At 34.6% G+C, this 18,246-nt stretch carries 12 protein-coding genes, 1 tRNA gene and 1 pseudogene; 7 read left to right on the top strand and 7 right to left on the bottom strand.

The genetic code is table 11. The features are described 5' to 3' along the window. The first annotated feature begins 32 nt into the window (after positions 1–32). The 3 genes from J0M08_04790 (at position 33) to J0M08_04780 (ending at position 4,117) form a co-directional block, all read left to right on the top strand. Entirely contained in the window at positions 33–1,868 is a 1,836-nt protein-coding gene (locus tag J0M08_04790; GenBank protein MBN8702356.1) for an ABC transporter ATP-binding protein, read from the top strand. A gap of 163 nt (positions 1,869–2,031) precedes the next feature. After that, positions 2,032–3,174, top strand: a complete 1,143-nt coding sequence (locus tag J0M08_04785) for an acyltransferase (protein ID MBN8702355.1) — start codon at positions 2,032–2,034, stop codon at positions 3,172–3,174. A 295-nt stretch (positions 3,175–3,469) separates the two neighbouring features. Continuing rightward, positions 3,470–4,117 (top strand): hypothetical protein, encoded by a 648-nt coding sequence (locus J0M08_04780; GenBank protein ID MBN8702354.1) that lies wholly within the window; start codon positions 3,470–3,472, stop codon positions 4,115–4,117. Between the two features lie 120 nt (positions 4,118–4,237). Here the strand turns inward: J0M08_04780 and J0M08_04775 are convergent, their stop codons facing one another. The 6 genes and pseudogenes from J0M08_04775 to J0M08_04750 all read right to left on the bottom strand — a co-directional run bounded on the left by J0M08_04775 (position 4,238) and on the right by J0M08_04750 (position 11,966). Next, positions 4,238–5,974, bottom strand: a complete 1,737-nt coding sequence (locus J0M08_04775; GenBank protein ID MBN8702353.1) for an SLC13/DASS family transporter — start codon at positions 5,972–5,974, stop codon at positions 4,238–4,240. 6 nt (positions 5,975–5,980) lie between these two features. Beyond that, complete coding sequence (locus J0M08_04770; GenBank protein ID MBN8702352.1) at positions 5,981–6,790, bottom strand: mechanosensitive ion channel; 810 nt, start codon at positions 6,788–6,790, stop codon at positions 5,981–5,983. A 232-nt stretch (positions 6,791–7,022) separates the two neighbouring features. Continuing rightward, entirely contained in the window at positions 7,023–8,024 is a 1,002-nt protein-coding gene (locus J0M08_04765) for a universal stress protein (GenBank protein ID MBN8702351.1), read from the bottom strand. A gap of 36 nt (positions 8,025–8,060) precedes the next feature. Beyond that, positions 8,061–9,617 (bottom strand): annotated as a pseudogene (locus J0M08_04760) (carbon-nitrogen hydrolase family protein). A gap of 284 nt (positions 9,618–9,901) precedes the next feature. After that, positions 9,902–11,260, bottom strand: coding sequence for a DUF389 domain-containing protein (locus J0M08_04755; GenBank protein MBN8702350.1), 1,359 nt, complete (start codon positions 11,258–11,260; stop codon positions 9,902–9,904). 10 nt (positions 11,261–11,270) lie between these two features. Next, complete coding sequence (locus J0M08_04750; protein ID MBN8702349.1) at positions 11,271–11,966, bottom strand: Crp/Fnr family transcriptional regulator; 696 nt, start codon at positions 11,964–11,966, stop codon at positions 11,271–11,273. Positions 11,967–12,043: 77 nt separating this feature from the next. Between J0M08_04750 and nhaD the strand changes: the two genes are divergently transcribed. Continuing rightward, positions 12,044–13,315, top strand: coding sequence for a sodium:proton antiporter NhaD (nhaD, locus tag J0M08_04745; protein ID MBN8702348.1), 1,272 nt, complete (start codon positions 12,044–12,046; stop codon positions 13,313–13,315). A 255-nt stretch (positions 13,316–13,570) separates the two neighbouring features. Here the strand turns inward: nhaD and J0M08_04740 are convergent. Beyond that, positions 13,571–13,645: transfer RNA gene (locus J0M08_04740), tRNA-Val, on the bottom strand. Between the two features lie 244 nt (positions 13,646–13,889). Here J0M08_04740 and J0M08_04735 point away from each other — a divergent pair. The 3 genes from J0M08_04735 to J0M08_04725 are packed head-to-tail and all read left to right on the top strand — an operon-like array spanning position 13,890 to position 18,179. Then, the gene (locus tag J0M08_04735) at positions 13,890–14,984 is read left to right on the top strand and encodes an Mrp/NBP35 family ATP-binding protein (GenBank protein MBN8702347.1); all 1,095 of its coding nucleotides are present in this window, start codon (positions 13,890–13,892) and stop codon (positions 14,982–14,984) included. A gap of 5 nt (positions 14,985–14,989) precedes the next feature. Then, positions 14,990–15,247: a NifU family protein gene (locus tag J0M08_04730; protein ID MBN8702346.1), complete on the top strand. Its 258-nt coding sequence runs from the start codon at positions 14,990–14,992 to the stop codon at positions 15,245–15,247. A gap of 16 nt (positions 15,248–15,263) precedes the next feature. Beyond that, positions 15,264–18,179 carry a PKD domain-containing protein gene (locus J0M08_04725; GenBank protein ID MBN8702345.1) on the top strand — a complete coding sequence of 972 codons (2,916 nt, stop codon included), beginning with the start codon at positions 15,264–15,266 and terminating at the stop codon, positions 18,177–18,179. Positions 18,180–18,246 lie beyond the last annotated feature (67 nt).

Raw genomic sequence — 18,246 nt, 5'->3', positions numbered from 1 at the left:
GAGCAGAGGTTAAAGGATAATACCAATTTACTATGAGCCAACCATTATTAGAAGTTAGAAATCTGGTAACAGAATTTAAAACAGAAGATGAAATTGTAAAAGCTGTAAACGACATTAGCTTTACTCTAAATAAAGGCGAAACTATTGGTATTGTTGGCGAATCTGGTTCCGGAAAATCAGTTACCTCGCTTTCTACGATGCGATTAATTCCAAATCCTCCGGGAAGAATTGCCTCAGGAGAAATTATATTTCATTCCAAAACAAAAGGCACTGTTGATTTAACCAAACTATCGGAAAAAGAAATGCGCAGCCTGCGAGGCAATGAAATTGCAATGATTTTCCAGGAGCCAATGACATCGCTTAATCCTGTATATACTTGCGGAGATCAAGTAATGGAAGCTATTATATTACACCAAAAGGTTTCAAAAAAAGAAGCAAAACAACGCACAATAGATTTATTCAAAGAAGTACAATTACCTAGACCAGAGGCTATTTTCGATACCTATCCACATCAAATTTCAGGCGGGCAAAAGCAACGTGTAATGATAGCCATGGCCATGTCGTGCAACCCATCTCTATTAATAGCAGATGAGCCCACAACAGCGTTGGATGTTACGGTTCAAGCAACCATATTAGAGTTAATGCAAAAACTACAATTGCAACACGATATGGGCATCATGTTTATTACCCACGATTTAGGCGTAATTGCAGAGCTTGCTGACAAAGTAGTAGTAATGTACAAAGGTAAAATTGTTGAGCAAGGAAGTGTGTGGGATATTTTCTCGAACCCTCAACACCCTTATACCAAAGGTCTTTTAGCCTGCAGACCTAAACTAGGAAGACGTTTGCATTGGCTACCCACCGTTCCGGATTTTATGAAAACCGATGAACAAGGAGGTCTTACACAAACTAATTTTTCTATTGAGGAAGTAATTAAAAAGCATACCGTAACAACTGAAGAGCGCACCGAAGCTCATAAAAAACTATATGCACAAGAGCCGCTGCTGCAAATCAAAAACATAAAAACCTACTTCCCTATTAGTAGTGGATTATTTGGCAATGTAAAAGATTATGTACGCGCAGTTGACGATGTAAGCTTTGATGTATATCCCGGTGAAACGCTAGGTTTGGTGGGAGAATCCGGATGTGGAAAAACTACCCTAGGAAGAACTATTTTACGTTTAATTGAGCCTACCGAAGGACAAATAATTTTCAAAGGTCAAGACATAACCAACCTTACCACGGCTGAAATGCGCAAGTTGCGCCAAAACATGCAAATTATTTTCCAAGACCCATATTCTTCTTTAAACCCGCGAATTACAATAGGCGAAGCCATTATGGAACCTATGAAAGTTCATAAGGTGCTGAATAACGACAGCGAGCGAAAAGAAAAGGTAATGCAATTGCTTAAAAGAGTAAATATGCAGGAAGCCCACTTCTACCGATATCCACACGAATTTTCAGGAGGACAACGTCAACGTATTTGTATTGCGAGAGCATTGTCGCTCAATCCTCAGTTTATTATTTGTGACGAGTCTGTTTCTGCACTGGATGTATCTATTCAAGCACAAGTACTAAACTTGCTGAATGAATTAAAAAAAGAGTTTCAATTTACCTATATCTTCATTTCACACGACTTATCGGTGGTTAAATTCATGTCGGACAGAATGGTTGTAATGAACAAAGGGAAAATAGAGGAAATGGGAGATGCCGATACCATCTACGCAAATCCACAAACAGAATACACTAAAAAATTAATTGGTGCTATTCCTACAGGAGAACTGGAGGACATTAAGGAGTCGATGGAAAAGAAGAAAAATAAAAAGGTGGAAGAATATACAGGAGACAATTCTCAAAATAAAGCATAGCAATTACAACAATTTACTCGTATGTAGTGCTTATAATATGGGATTGAGCCAATGAATTAAAGTAGGAAAAGTTTGCTTTCCCAGAACCGTTTGCTCTTATTAAAATAAAAATCTGCACTAAATAAAACATTATACCCTCGCTGTTTTTGTTAGCACACAAAAGATGAAAAATATTTTCAGAATTGAAATTGATACGAACAGAGTATTGGGGCTAGACATATTAAGAGCACTCGCTATTTTTTTTGTAGTACTAGGCCACGGGGGGCATTTACTCTCTGAAAAATGGCAACGCCTAAATTCTTACTTTATATTTGATGGTGTATCTATTTTTTTTGTCTTAAGCGGTTTTCTTGTGGGCGGATTGTTGATAAAACAACTCGAACAAAAAGAATTTAACAAACGTGCACTTTTTAATTTTTGGACAAGAAGATGGTTTAGAACACTCCCCAACTACTTTCTAATTTTAGTAGTATTATGTCTTCTAAATTTTTTCTTTACTCCCAACTTTTCAATTAAAAGCACATTCAAGTATTTCATTTTTTCTCAAAATTTTTTTGAGCCACATCCTTCTAATTTTTTTCCGGAGGCTTGGAGCTTGAGTGTAGAAGAATGGTTTTATTTGCTATTACCCATTTGCATCGGCACTTTTTCAATTGTATTCAAAGTTACCCACAAGAAAGGTGTATTAACAACCATTATACTCGTTATTATACTTACTACAACAGTTCGTTATTACAGATATTCAACCGGTGTAATAGACGGAATAAAAGACTGGGATTTACTATTTAGAAAACAAGTAATTACTCGGCTCGATAGTCTTATGTTTGGTGTAATTGGAGCCTATATTCAATATTACCATTTACCCTTATGGCTAAAACATAAACACAAATTACTGCTATTGGGTATCTTTCTTTTTGTTTTGAGCAGATACCTTCTTCCAAACATCACATCAATTAATGGATTGTACTCTACCGTATTTAGCTTTAGCTTAATTGCAATTGCCACACTGCTTATACTGCCCTACTTAAGTGATCTTAAAACGAATAAAAGTGTTCTTTACAAACCCATTACCTATTTAAGTTTGATTTCATACTCCATGTACCTCTTAAACCTTTCAATCCTGCAGCATTGGATATTAAACAAAATTCCATGGAATTACCTTACAACCAATAACAACATTACCATGGCAATAAATTATTCACTTTACTGGAGTGTTTTAATTTTGCTTTCCATCTTACTTTACAAGTATTTTGAATTACCCATTACCAAACTTAGAGACCGTATAAAATTGCAAAAACAATACTAATACATTCTTCGATTTGCACATTCTTTCAGTATAATTCTATCTACTCGACTCCGCTAACCGCATTCTATAAAGAAACCCTAATCACTACAGTAAAAAAAACAAATGTGTGAATAATGTAAATTATTTAAATAATCCTATAAGTACACCTTACTTGTATCTATGTAGTTTTGATTGTTACTAAAATAATTTCAGTATAGTTTGGAACGTAACATAGCGTATTAGATAATTAATTCTTGCGGGATACTTCATAAATAATAAATTCTACTTTGTCACCTACAAGTACGATGAACGTTAAATGAGCAAAGTAAAAAATGTACTTAAAGTTTTCATTATCTCATGTACAATTTTTATAGTTGTGGTAATACTATTTATATCTCCACTTACAAAATTTTTAATTGAAAAATATGATGTAAAATATTTTGGGCGAGAAATAAAAATGGATTGGGTTTATGTAAATCCATTCTCCGGATATATTCATTTCAGTAATCTAAAAATATACGCGCTCCAAAGCGACAGTATTTTCTTTTCTGCAAAAAGGTTAAACGCGAATTTGAAGATGAATAAACTGCTTTCTCAAACATATGAATTTAGCTCCCTAACATTAGATTATCCTAAAGGACATATTTTTCAAAATAAAGAATATTTCAATTTTAATGATTTGATTGCAAAATTCTCTTCGAAAGAAAATTCAAAGTCAAAAAAAGAACCACTACACTTTAGCATTCTTAATATAAAAATACATAATGGCGAATTTCATTATCGTGAAATTGTAACTCCCATAAATTACTTCATTAAAAACGTAAATATTGAAAGCAAAGGTTTTCGCTGGAATGTTGATACTATTCCTATTTCATTTTCGTTTTTATCTGGCATAGGAACTGGATCAACGAAAGGGGATTTTGTAATTAATTCGAAAAACAAAAATTACACATTGGCAACTTGATTAGCCTTATTGATATATACTATTAACCTAATCATAACACTTTTAAGTTATTTGCAAATAACTTAAAAGATCAATGAATAAAAATTAATCGCATAAAATTTGAAATTTAATATAACAATTTTATGCGATATAAAATGTGTTAATCATTAATAAAATTATAACCAAGCAAAATAGGGTAAGCACTCCTCCAATTTTCAAGAAGTCAGATATTTTGTACTTACCCGGCCCAAGCACAAGTAGTGATGCTGGCTCAAACGGTGTAACCATTGAAATTGAAGCAGACAAAATAACCGCAATTGCAAAATATCGCGGGTTGGCGTTTATGTTTACTGCTGTTTGAATTGCTATTGGTAAAACAACAAGAGCGGCAGCAGCATTGCTCATGGGTTGCGTTAATAAAACCGTTAATACCATTAAACTAAAAAGTATTGTGGAGTGGTTAGCATTTTTAAATATATCGGTAACTAAATTTGCTAAATAAATATCTGCACCGGTTTTTTTTATTGCTGTTCCAAAAGCAGTCATTCCTCCAATCAAAATGATTAATCGCCAATCTACCTTTGAATATACTGCACTACTGGGCAAGACATTAAATGATAAAATCAATAAAACTGCTGTCAAAAATGATATGCTAATTGGTAGAATCCCTATTGTACCTGTTATTATTGCTAATAAAAATATTGCCAACGCAATAAATCCTCGTTTTAAATTAGGCAAATTGGAATTACCAGTGTTTGTTAAAATGATAAAGTCATTTCTGTGTTTTATCTTAGAAATATCACTTTCTAATCCTTCAACTACTATGATGTCTCCTGTTTTAATTGTTGCTTCATTAACGTTTTTTGAAAATGTATGACTCTTTCTAAATAAGCCGATTGGACTCAATCCTGTTTTTATGCAAAATTCTGATTCAATAATAGTAGAGTTGGTAATAAACGAACTTGGCAGTACCATTAATTCAGCCACTCCTATTTTATTATTTTTTACAGAATGCGTAGATTGAAGAATTGAATATTTGCTGTAAAATAATTTTAATGATTCACTGGTTGCCTCTATATATAGCTCATCATTTTCAGAAATAACAATATTGCCATCCGCAATTTTTTCTACACCAGATTGAACAATTTTTAAAAAAGAAATGTCTTTTTCTTTTAGTTCACCAATAGCTTTGCCTATAAAATATTTAGAATTCCCTACATTAAAATGTGAGTAAAACAATCTGTTGATTTCCACTTTTGGGGAATTATCACTTCTAATGCCATTCGGAAGTATTTTATTCCCAAAAAAAACAAAAAAGAGTGTGCAAAATAGTAAAAGCGTAATTCCGATTGGCAGTAATTCAAACATCCCAATGGGTTCTATTCCATTAGAAATTAAAAAATTGTTTCCTGCAATATTTGTGGAAGTGCCAATGAGTGTACAAGTACCACCTAACAAGGAAGCGAATGCCATTGGCATTAAAAATTTGGACGGTAATTTGCCCATTTTTTCAGCCATGCCAAGTATAGGAAGTATCATCACTGCTGCAACTGTTGTATTATTCATAAAAGCGGATAGCAAACCAACAGGTATCATTATTAATAGTATTGTTAAGCCATAATTTTTTATACCAACACTGGTTAGCTTACTGCTCAAATATTCCATTACCCCATTGTGTTGTAACGAAGCACTTATGATAAAAATAGAGGAAAGCATTATAATAAAATCGTTACCGAATCCCTTGAATGCTTCACTGGGAGTTAAAATACCAGTTGCTACAAGGATTATTAATGAAACCAATACAATAGAGTCGGCTGGAAATTTATCAATTGAAAACAAAACAACTATTGCAATAATTAAAAGAAATACGATTATCATAATTAGTTACAATTTATTTATAGAAACTACTTGATGTGGCGCTGGCATTACAATACTATTTTTACGCAATTCTTTTAATATTAGCAGGCGAATATCACCCAACATTCTACCCACCGCCAATACTTCTTCTGACCAAAATAAAAGTCTTAACTCAACTGCGTATTCTGTAAATCTCTCAATCCTTACGTATGGCTCAGGAGTTGCAATTACTTTAGGGTGTACCTTTATTGTAGTTAAAATTAAATCCATAGCTCTTTCAACATCTTTTTCTAAAACCTGTAACTCAACGTAGTGCCGATTGATGTTTTTTTGATTGGACCAATTAATTATTTCATTCTTGGTTAAAAAGGAGTTCGGTAATATAACTTCCTTTTCCTCTCTTGTTTTAACAACGGAAGTTCTAAAGCGAATAGATAATACCTCTACCCGTTTATCTCCGATTTGTAATACATTACCTACTTTAATAGTGCCATCCACGAGCAGTATTATTCCGGAAATAAAATCATAAAATAAACTTTGTAATCCTAATCCTATCCCGACAAATAGGGCAGCTGAACCAGCTACTAATACAGAAATATCTATTCCCAGAAACTTAAGCACAGCAGATATAGCAAATACGTATAAAAAATATTTTACAATCGTATATGCTGTAAATTTCTGCCCCTCGTCAAATTTTGTATACTTTGCCAGTACTTTCTTAATCACTTTTAATATAACCCACAGAAATAGGAGAAGCCCTATTATATAAACAATCCGTGAAAAGGTGAGACTATATTCTCCTAATTTTAATACTTCAAATTCAAATATCGTTTTCATCTTTTTATTACGTTAAAACTATATCAGCGCATCTAATTCATTTAAATATATCGTCTTGGCGGGTAATTTTTTTCGGAATGGTTAAAACAGGTATAATACATGACTTACTAATTGTTTTACTGTATTTCCCCAAGAAACATTTTTTCAGATTTTTCTTCCACTGAGACATTAGTAAAGCTAGGCTTAAAATTTGTTGATTCTATAATTGTTTTCATATTATTTTTTAAGTTAATTAATAAGATGCTGTTACAGGGTTGTAATACTTGATAAGTTTGGGGTTGTATTTAACTGGCACACTTAATACTGGTATTTTGGAATGATTTACCAATTGTTGTGCATAGGGGCCTGAAATATACTGACTCAAACCATAGTCCCTCTGCGCCATTATAGTTATTAAATCCGCTTTTCTTTTTTCAGCGAATTTTAATATTTGCTGTATATAATTCGCACCGCAAATAATAGTTATTCTGCACTTTATATTATTTGATTTTAAATACTTTTCTACTTGCTTTGCATAGGCATTTACCTTCCTTAATTCTCCTGTATTATCAATTCTACTTACATAAGCGGCTATATGAACAAATGAGTCGTACTTTTTAGCTATTTGAACTATATAAAGGACTTTCTCTCTTGAATGTTTAGCAATACGAACGGGCAAGACAATAGTTTTAAAAGTCTGATTACGTGTTTCATTCAACAGCTTTAGTGATGTTTTTCTATCAGCAGGATGTCCTTTATCTTTTCTTGCATTAGAGGCTTTTATTAATATGGCAGGCGCATCATTCTTTTTACCTCCTTTAGGATGAATTGTAATTACAGGGCAGTGCGATTGGTTAACTACACCATACGAATTACTGCCTATAAAAAACTCCTTTATACCTGTAACTCCGTGAGTCCCCATTATGATTAAGTCTGTATTGGATGATTTAGCATAATCCACTATTGCACCTTGCACGTAATCATTTTTTACTATAGTTTTTACTTTTAACAAGAATTTACTTAGTATTTCATCTTGCAACTCTTTCATTTTGATTTGTGCTCTTTTTAAATCTTCCTTTTGAGCAAGCAGATAATAACCAGCTATATCATGTCCCAAGTTAGGAATATATGGAACCACATGCATTAATGTTAATTTAGCCTTGTGTGTCCATGCTAATTCAATAGCATATTTCATAGCATTTTGAGCCGTTTTGGAAAAATCAGTTGGCATTAATATTTTTTTAATTTGATTCATCTTCATAGTTTCTTTTGTTTAAAGGTTAAACAATTGTTATATCTCATTTTTGGTATCATTCTCGTTATAAACAATTCTATATAAATCTGTTCTGCGGTCATTCCAAGTTTGAACGCTTCCATGTTCCCGATTGCGTTTTAATAGATTCATATCTAAATCCTGAAATATCATTGTCTCTGTATTTGGCGAGGCTTGTGTTGCAATGGCTTCACGCGAAAACTCTGCATCCGATGGAGTAAATATTGCCGATTCAGCAAAATGTATGTCAAGATTTTCAACACCCGGCAAATTGCCTACGCAACCTGAAATAACTGTATAAAGCTGATTTTCAATAGCTCGTGCTTGTGAACAATAACGAACTCTTAAGTATCCTCTTCTATCATCAGTATTAAAAGGAACAAAAATTATTTTAGCTCCTTTGGAAGCAGCAATTCTGGCTAACTCAGGAAATTCAACATCGTAGCAAATTAGTATAGCTACCTTACCCATATCTGTGTCAAAAACTTCCACTTTACTTCCAGCTTGCACTCCCCACCATTTTTTTTCATGAGGCGTTATATGAATTTTATATTGTTTTCCTATTGTCCCATCCCTTCTAAATAAGTAGGATGCATTGTATAGGTCATCATTTTCTATAACAAAATGAGACCCTCCAATAATGTTTACATTATATTTGACTGCCAATTTTGAAAACATCTTGGTATATGACGGTGTAAATTGGTCTAAAGTTCTTATTGCATCAACTGGTCTTTTTTTGGGTAAAAATGTGAGTAGCTGCATTGTTAACATTTCAGGGAAAACAACAAAATCACTTCTGTAATCAGATGCTATATCAACAAAATACTCACAGCTTTTTGAAAAATCAGTAAAGCCTTTTATCATTCGCATCTCATATTGAACTACAGAAGTGCGAACATAAGGGGATACTAATCGTTTAGAGGGACTTTTTCCATCATACAAAAAATTAGTCCATTCCAAGTAAGTTGCAAATCCACATGATTCCTTGTCATTAGGTAAATAATCCGGGAGAATTTTTTTTAATGTAAATCCATTTGACAGTTGAGCCGTAAGAACTGGATCAAAAATCTTTTTATCAATCACTCTTTTTACATAGTCGTATGCATCCATCTTATCCGAATATTTGCAATAGTTTGGTAATCTACCTCCTACTGCAATTGTTTTAAGATTAAATTTTACTGCTAATTTTTTTCTTGCTTCATAAAGTCTCCGAGAAAGTTTCATATCTCTATAATCAGGATCAACCATTATTTCTGCACCATATAGCGTGTCGCCTTTTAATGTATGCGTGGTAAAACGGCCGTTATCAGTAATTTCACTCTAAGTTGAGTTTTCTGAAAAATTTTCACTACTAATAATTAAACTACAACAAGAAGCTACGAGTTTCCCTTTATATTCTATAGCTAACTGCCCTTCCGGAAAAGTTGTTAAAACGCTTGTAAATTGTATTTCACTCCAAGGTTTCATGCTTGGAAAGCATTTTAACTGTATCTCTTGAATTACGGGCAAATCAGTTAACTTTAACTTTCTAAGTCTAATTTTTTTTAATTCACTTTTTTCTTTTGTTTCTGACATAAATACCTCCTGTTTATAAATAATTTTTACAATTGATTTATAACAAAGGTCGGGATACAAAAAAACATTTGCATTGACTTTAGTCAAATCGAACCCACTAAGAATTTGTGGATTTGTGCTTAATTGAGAGATAATCTTTCAATGGGATACCAATTCGATTCCGAATATATTTTTTCTTAATTATCGAATGGCAAGTTCATGAAATCATTTGTTATTTCTTTTTGCAACAAGAGAAAAAGAATCCACTACAATAAATTACTCAGAATAAATGTTTACGGCAAACATTATTTCGGTTCAATAAAAACCTTTACCTCCCTAATAGAAGTCTTCACTCTAATCCAATCTTCGAGCTGACTCACTTTAATATTTGGAATGCCATTTAGAGTTTGTATATAAACACATACAGTTGTATCGCGTGAAGATGGGGTTGAATAAACAGGAGCTATATAAACAGAAAGCCTTTGTGGTTTGCCATAGATTGCTTCAAATTCCTTAAAAAATATTGAATCCATTATGTTTAATTTGGAGGCTTGCTTAATTTTATTTTCCAATTGACTTATCTGCTTTTCTTTCTCACCCATTTCCTCCTCCCGTTTTAAATATATTTCCTCCAAAACTCCTGATTTAATTTCTGATAAATTTTCCCTGTAATTATTATCTCCCAATTGATTAATCATTATATCTGCCGTTCCCAATTTGTATTTATCTTTTTTCGAAATCATTATTTTATACAAAGAATTGGATTCTTTTTCACCAAGCACCGAAATTTTTATTTTTTTATTTTCAGGACTAATGTTCTTTTCAAGAACAACAACGTTTGCCATCTTTAATTCATCATGAATAAATTTCTCTGCTCTTTGTATAAAGATTTCATTAGATACAAACCTGTAAGCCAAGTAAATACTTGGAAGCATAGTGAAAACTACTATAGTCCAAATAATTTTTTTTATTCTAATTTCAAATCCCTTGTCAATAAATTGAATTGGTTTAAATTTCAGAAACCGTATCATTAAAAAAGTAGCGAGGCTTATAAAAACACAATTTATTAAATACAGGTAAAATGCTCCTGAGAAATAGCTTAAATTGCCCATGCTTAAACCATATCCGGCAGTGCAAAGCGGTGGCATCAATGCTGTAGCAATTGCAACACCCGGAATAACATTACTTATATTTTTTCTTGAGTTTGCAACAATACCTGCTAAACCACCAAAAAATGCAATTAATACATCCCAAATGGTAGGCGAGGTTCTTGCCAACAGCTCAGACTGTGCGGTGTGTAAAGGACTTATAAAAAAATAGATGGCAGAGGAAAGTAATCCAATAATTGTTGCTATCAATAAATTTTTTGCTGCATATTTTATTAGTTCAAAATCAAATACTCCAGCACCCAGACCTATACCCATTATTGGTCCCATTAGCGGTGATATTAACATAGCGCCAATAATAACTGCTGTAGAATTTACATTTAAACCGACTGAAGCAATAATTATAGCAAAGATTAAAGTCCATAGGTTCGTACCTCTAAATTCAACACCCTTCCTTATCGCAGAAACTACGTCATCTTCATTCCCACTATCGTCATCTAGGTTGAAACGATACTTGATAATATTTTTAACGGCCTGAACTAAAGTATTTTCATTCATTGCTATTGCTTTAAATGTACTGAGCTAATTCAATTAGCTTTTCCCTATTTATAATTGATATTTTTGCCCTGTCAGATTTAATATATTTCTGAACTTTCAACTTTTTTAATGCTCTTACAAGTGGTTCTATAGATGTCCCTACGTATGAGGCCAAATCACCTCTTGACATAGTAATTTCAATCGGCTTATTTAATATTGTCTCGGGCTTATATTTTTCATTCAAAATTAACAGGGCCAAAGCTAGCCGAGACATTAATGATTTTGTACCAAATGCGGAAATTCGATTTACCCATACCATATATTCATAACTAATGTTCTTTAAAAGTTCGTTTGAAAAATTAATTGATGTACTTAGAAGCTTATTAAACTCACTTTTAGGTATATAAAGTAATGTGCAGTTTTCTAAAGCCTGCGCGGTAACCGGATGCTTTTCTGAACAAAGAAGTGGTCGAAAACCAAAAGATTCATTTTTTGTATATATATATACAATCTGAACATTTCCATTAAAATCAGTTTGGTATATCTTTACTTTACCTTTTAATACCTGATAAAATCCTTTAGGATATGTACCATCTGTGAATAATATTTCTCCCTTTTCAAAGTTTACTTTCTCCGAAGTGTCTAAAAGTTGCTTTTTTTCGACCAAATTAAGCACATCTAATATTGGCTTGGATAAGAAGTAGTATTTTTTTATATCGAACTCCATTTATAATAAAAGTTTGGGCAAATTTACACGTATAAACGTTTATTTTAGTATATTTTTACCTTTTATGTCTTAATACTATGCACACAGCTATAATTATAGTTTTTATTTTAGGATACTTACTAATTGTGGCAGAACACTTTACAAAGATTAACAAGGCCGCTCCAGCCTTATTAACGGGTGTTCTGTGTTGGACAATTTATATTCTTAGCGAAAACGACATTCACCTTGTTTCGGAAAATTTAATGGAGCACTTATCCGAAATTTCAGGAATATTGTTTTTTCTGATGGGGGCTATGGCAATAGTTGAACTAATAGATGCACACGATGGATTCCAAATAATTACAGATTTAATTAAAACAAATAAAACAAGAAAATTACTTTGGATAATTTCTTTTATTGCATTTTTTCTTTCAGCAGTTCTTGACAATCTAACTGCAACTATTGTTGTAGTTTCACTATTAAAAAAACTTATTTCCAATACTCAAAGAAGGTTGTTTTTTGTTGGTATTGTTGTTATTGCTGCAAATGCAGGAGGAGCGTGGTCTCCAATAGGTGATGTAACAACAACCATGCTATGGATCGGAGGGCAAGTTACAAGCGCTAACATTATTGCGAAATTAATTTTGCCAAGTATTGTCTGCTTACTTGTTCCGTTAACCATCATCTCATTTAAAATCAAAGGGAATTTTATTAAACCAGACTTAGCTAAAGAAGACCTTAAGCTGGCGAGTAAATTTGATAGGAACGTAATATTTTTTTCAGGCGTTGGAGTCTTATTGTTTGTTCCAATATTCAAATCAGCAACACACTTGCCTCCCTTTATGGGAATGTTATTTGGATTAGGATTATTGTGGATTATCTCAGAACTTCTTCATAAGGATAAGGATGAAGCGGACAAAAATGTATACTCAGTAGTATATGCATTGCGAAAAATTGATGTTCCGAGTATATTGTTTTTTCTGGGAATTTTAGTTTCAGTTGGGGCATTGCAATCAACTGGACAATTAACAGACTTAGCTTCATTGATGTCTGAAAAAATTGGCAATATGAATATTATTGTGTTGAGTATTGGATTGCTTTCTGCTATAATTGACAATGTACCACTTGTTGCCGCATCAATGGGAATGTATGATCTATCAGTATATCCTACTAACCATTATTTTTGGGAATTTCTTGCTTATTGTGCCGGTACTGGTGGAAGTGCTTTAATCATTGGTTCTGCTGCTGGAGTTGCTGCTATGGGGATTGAAAAAATTGAGTTTTTTGGGTATCTCAAAAAAATATCATGGCTTGCTTTGCTTGGATATATAGTTGGAGCACTGACTTATATACTTCAATCTAATATTTAACACAAAGCATTTACCTATCTTTTGTAGAGTTGTACGAGAATAGTTCAGAAATATCTACGTCACACGACAAACTAATTAATACTTACAAAAACCTTGATTTTGCTTAATATTCCCTAAAATGTTCGTTTTTTTAGAATAATCAAATTCGAACCTCAAAATTTAATGAGATAATTAACCAAATTGCCAACAAAATTAACAAATCCAAAGGCAATAAAAAAGGGCGACAATCTTTTTATCAATTGTCGCCCTGTAGTGTGGGAGCTACAGGGTTCGAACCTGTGACCCCCTGCTTGTAAGGCAGGTGCTCTGAACCAGCTGAGCTAAGCTCCCAATATTTTACTAGAACGGGTTGCAAATATATATACTTTTTATTTTTAAAAAAATTATTTTCATTCTTTTTAAATTTTCTGTTAGCACAACCGGTCGTTTCCTTCTACTGAGGCTTGATTTGAGGCTTCTTTTCAATTGAAAATAAATTACAAAAGTTATCGAAATACAACTGTTGAAATCTGCTCAGAAAAAATATATAAAATAATTAGGAGGCAATATACCAAGTTCCGTAACTTAGAAAGTTATGACTTTAATTACAAAAGACACCGTACTACAAGCGCTAAAAAATGTAGATGATCCTGATTTAAAAAAGGATATTGTTACACTTGGAATGGTTAAGGATGTTGCTATTGACGGCTTATCAATTTCTTTCACAGTAGAACTTACAACTCCTGCATGCCCCATGAAAGATGTAATTCAGAGGGCTTGCGAAAATGCAATTTTATACTACGTTGACAAAAATGCCACTGTAAACATAACTATGACGGCTCGTGTTACCAGTACCAGAGCAGGTTCAAAACTTCCGAACATAAAAAATATTATTGCTGTCGCCTCCGGAAAAGGAGGTGTAGGAAAATCTACCGTAGCCTCTAATTTAGCAGTAGCGTTGGTAAAACAAGGTGCTAGCGTTGGGTTAGTAGATGCAGACATCTATGGTCCATCTCAACCTATCATGTTTGATGTTGAAAATGTGAAACCTAATATTACCACTATTGACGGCAAAAACTATATTGTTCCGGTAGAAAATTACGGGGTTAAACTTTTGTCTATTGGTTTTTTTGCTGACCCTTCTCAAGCTGTGGTATGGCGAGGACCGATGGCCTCCAAGGCGCTGACACAATTATTTTTTGATGCCAATTGGGGCGATTTAGATTATATGATAATTGATTTGCCTCCTGGCACAGGTGATATTCATTTGTCTCTGGTTCAATCGGTACCGCTTACGGGTGCTATAATCGTAACCACCCCACAACAAGTGGCATTAGCGGATGCAAAAAAAGGAATTGCCATGTTTGATATGCCCATGATAAAAGTACCGGTGCTTGGCGTGGTAGAAAATATGGCCTATTTTACGCCTGCAGAATTACCATCCAACAAATATTACATTTTTGGTCGTGATGGAGGGAAACAACTTGCAGAAAAACTAGAGGTACCCTTTTTAGGCGAAATCCCTATTGTACAAAGCATTTGCGAAGCAGGAGACGCAGGTCGGCCTGTTGTGCTGCAGAACAATACCCCTCAAGCAAAAGCCTTTGAAAACATTGCACAGCTGGTGGCACAACAAGTAGCAATTTCCAACGCTAATAAATCTGGTAAAAAAGAAGCAATTATAAGTTAATCTATATGCAAACCAACGCTCATCTTGTCGAAAAAATTGAAGAGGTATTAACTCAGATAAGACCCTATTTACAAGCCGATGGAGGCGATGTGTCTTTTGTGGAAATAACAAACGACAAACGAGTTATTTTAAAACTGCTAGGTGCTTGCCAAACGTGCAACATGAGTCACATGACCATGAAAGCCGGAATTGAAGATGCTATTAAAAAATCTATACCCGAAATAAAATCAGTGGAATCATTAACTACTCTAGCTTCCGTTTAAAGTAAAGTAATCCCCCATGAAACGTATTTTACCAATTATTATTTTTAATTTTTGCGCAGCAGGCTGTTTCCTCTTTGCTCAAAATCCATTTCAACAATATACCTTTTACCCGCTTGATTCCCTTGCAGGATTTGATTTTCAGCAATGTTGGAGCAATGCAGTTGAAAAAAATATTTTAACAAAAGATATTCCCGGATACTTTAAAAAAGAACAAAAAAAATTTCTTCAACAAAAATACCCATACCAATACCCTTCTAACTCTAACACTACTAAAAAACACACACTTCCTACCCCACAGGCGTCCTGCACCAATATGGGATTTGAGTCGGGCTCATTCAGTGGCTGGACAGGCTACTCAGGTAACAACAACGACTCACAACTCCCATTATCAAATCTAACACCAGGCTTGGTTCCCAGTCCCGGAGGAGCTGTTAATCAACCTGCCGGCACATGCGGCAATAGACATACACTAGTTGATGCTTCACTTGGAACAGATGGGTGTGGAGGATTTTCAGTAGTTTCACCATTAACAGGGAGTTATTCCGCTATGTTAAATGACAATTGTAGTGGAGATCAAGGATCTGTATTAGAACAAACATTTACCGTAAGCAATCTAAACACCATGCTTACCATTGCTTATGCTGTTGTGTTAGAGGACGGTGGTCATACACAAAACGAGCAGCCCTACTTTAGAGCAGAAGTGCTCGACCAAAACGGAAATCCAATTAATTGTTTGGTTTATACCATAATTGCCCAAAATGGATCTACACCAGGATTCTTTCAAAGTACAACTTGTGGGATTGATTATTACTATAAACCATGGACAACATCTTCTTTTAATGTTGCTGGATATGTTGGTCAGAATATTACAGTGCGCTTCACAGTCTCTAATTGTTCACAAATGGGGCATTATGGCTACGCCTATGTAGATGCAATGTGTGGGCCAATGGCGATGTTATCTTCCTCGCCTGCTGTATGTGGCACCAATCAAGTAACACTAACAGCCCCTCCGGGCGCTCAATCGTACCAATGGAGCACCGTAAATGGTCTTGGAAATATTGTTGGGACTACAACGAATCAAACAGTAATAATTAACCAAGGGGGACACTATCAAGTTACAGTAACACCAACAACAGGCGCAGCATGCGCTTATACATTAGATTCTATTATTCCAGGAATTCCTACTGCACCGGTAGCTAACTTTCAAGCAACTACCGTTTGCCAAGGGCAACCTACCCTATTTACAGACAATTCAACACCACTTGGTCTCTTAACTTCATGGGATTGGGATTTTAATAACAATGGTAGTTCTGACGATAACACTCAAAACCCTTCGCATACATTTCCAAATTCAGGCACTATTCCTGTAAAGCTCACTGTTTCGGCTTCAGGAGGATTGTGCGTAAAAGACACGGTTATTAGTGTTACAGTTAATTCCGGTCCAAATATTCAAGCAAACAACAATGGTCCATTCTGCGCAGGAACAACTGTGCAGTTAACTGCAAATGGCGGTGTTTCTTACCAATGGACTGGGCCCAATGGATTTACATCAACTAATCAAAATGATTCTATAGTAAACCCAACGCTTGCTAGTTCCGGCAACTACACGGTTGTAGGTACAAATGCAAGCGGTTGCAGCACTAGCGATGTAACTAGTGTTTCAATTTCCTCTAGCAATTTTGCTACCGCCTCTAACGATCCGGGCACGTATTGTGAAGGAGAAACAGTTACACTAAATTCTTCCGGAGGCGTGAGTTATTCATGGACAGGCCCATCCGGATATACCTCTGCTCAACAAAATGCAACTATAACGGGTGTGCTTCAAACACAAGCCGGTACCTTTTCTGTAGTCGTTACCGATGCAAATGGATGTCAAGGTGTGGCAACAACAAATATTAGTGTAATGCCGGCCCCTACTGCCCAGTTTACCGCTTCTGATGTATGTATTGGCACTCCAGTTCAATTTACAAATACCAGCACCACTGGAACTTCCAGCGCATGGACTTTTGGAGATGGCAATGCATCTATACAAAACAATCCATCACACAATTACAATAGTGCCGGAAATCAAACAGTTTCACTAACTGTTACAGATCCTGCAGGATGTAGCAATACGGCAACACAGCAAGTATTGGTTCACGACAACCCCACAGTAACTTTTACTTCCGACAAAATTTCAGGATGCCCCGAACTGTGTGTTAATTTTTTAAATACATCTAGCGTTAATTATGGCGACCAAGTGGCATCTCAAACTTGGTTGTTTGAAAATGGAGAAACAAGTACACTTCCTAATCCTGCTATTTGCTTTGACAGTACAGGTTTTTATAATGTATCTTTGTCTGTTGTGTCGGACGCAGGCTGCTCCTCCTCTTCAACAATCAACAACTACATTCAAGTATATCCCGTTCCGGTAGCCGATTTTAATGCAAATCCAAACAACACATCTATTTTAACACCTCTTATTACATTTATTAATAAATCTGATAATATTTCCGGATTTACCTGGTATTTTGGAGATGGCAAAACTGAAAATACGGAAGAAAATCCAACACATGAATATTCAGAAACCGGCACCTATTATGCATCGTTGGTTGTAATAAATGAAAACGGCTGCAAAGACTCCACCAGCAGACGAATTCAAATAAACCCCGATTGGATTCTATATGCTCCCAATACATTTACCCCTAACGGAGATGGTATAAATGACGAATTTAGATTTTCTAATTATGGCGTTAAGGAGGCTGAGTATTTTATTTACGACCGATGGGGAATTTTGATTTTTAAGAGCAATGATATCAATACCGCTTGGAATGGGAAAGTACAAGGCAAGTCAGACTTAGCGCAAGTTGATGTATATATTTGCAAACTACGATTTACCGATGTTTTTGGCCGTGCACACTCTCAGGTGCTGGATATAAATCTTATTCGGTAATATTTTTTATCCTAAACACGCAATATCCGAAATAGATGTTTTTACAAAATACTGGCAAACAGCCTAT

The organism is Bacteroidota bacterium, assembly GCA_017303975.1.
Taxonomy (GTDB): Bacteria; Bacteroidota; Bacteroidia; order JAFLBG01; family JAFLBG01; genus JAFLBG01.
This window is presented reverse-complemented; position numbering and strand designations above follow the sequence as displayed.

Bases quoted from the DNA above. Each gene is read 5' to 3' on its own strand.
- J0M08_04755 (MBN8702350.1), bottom strand. From the start codon at position 11,260: ATGAATGAAAATACTTTAGTTCAGGCCGTTAAAAATATTATCAAGTAT.
- J0M08_04775 (MBN8702353.1), bottom strand. From the start codon at position 5,974: ATGATAATCGTATTTCTTTTAATTATTGCAATAGTTGTTTTGTTTTCA.
- J0M08_04735 (MBN8702347.1), top strand. From the start codon at position 13,890: ATGACTTTAATTACAAAAGACACCGTACTACAAGCGCTAAAAAATGTA.
- nhaD (MBN8702348.1), top strand. From the start codon at position 12,044: ATGCACACAGCTATAATTATAGTTTTTATTTTAGGATACTTACTAATT.
- J0M08_04730 (MBN8702346.1), top strand. From the start codon at position 14,990: ATGCAAACCAACGCTCATCTTGTCGAAAAAATTGAAGAGGTATTAACT.
- J0M08_04725 (MBN8702345.1), top strand. From the start codon at position 15,264: ATGAAACGTATTTTACCAATTATTATTTTTAATTTTTGCGCAGCAGGC.
- J0M08_04750 (MBN8702349.1), bottom strand. From the start codon at position 11,966: ATGGAGTTCGATATAAAAAAATACTACTTCTTATCCAAGCCAATATTA.
- J0M08_04770 (MBN8702352.1), bottom strand. From the start codon at position 6,790: ATGAAAACGATATTTGAATTTGAAGTATTAAAATTAGGAGAATATAGT.
- J0M08_04790 (MBN8702356.1), top strand. From the start codon at position 33: ATGAGCCAACCATTATTAGAAGTTAGAAATCTGGTAACAGAATTTAAA.
- J0M08_04765 (MBN8702351.1), bottom strand. From the start codon at position 8,024: ATGAATCAAATTAAAAAAATATTAATGCCAACTGATTTTTCCAAAACG.
- J0M08_04785 (MBN8702355.1), top strand. From the start codon at position 2,032: ATGAAAAATATTTTCAGAATTGAAATTGATACGAACAGAGTATTGGGG.
- J0M08_04780 (MBN8702354.1), top strand. From the start codon at position 3,470: ATGAGCAAAGTAAAAAATGTACTTAAAGTTTTCATTATCTCATGTACA.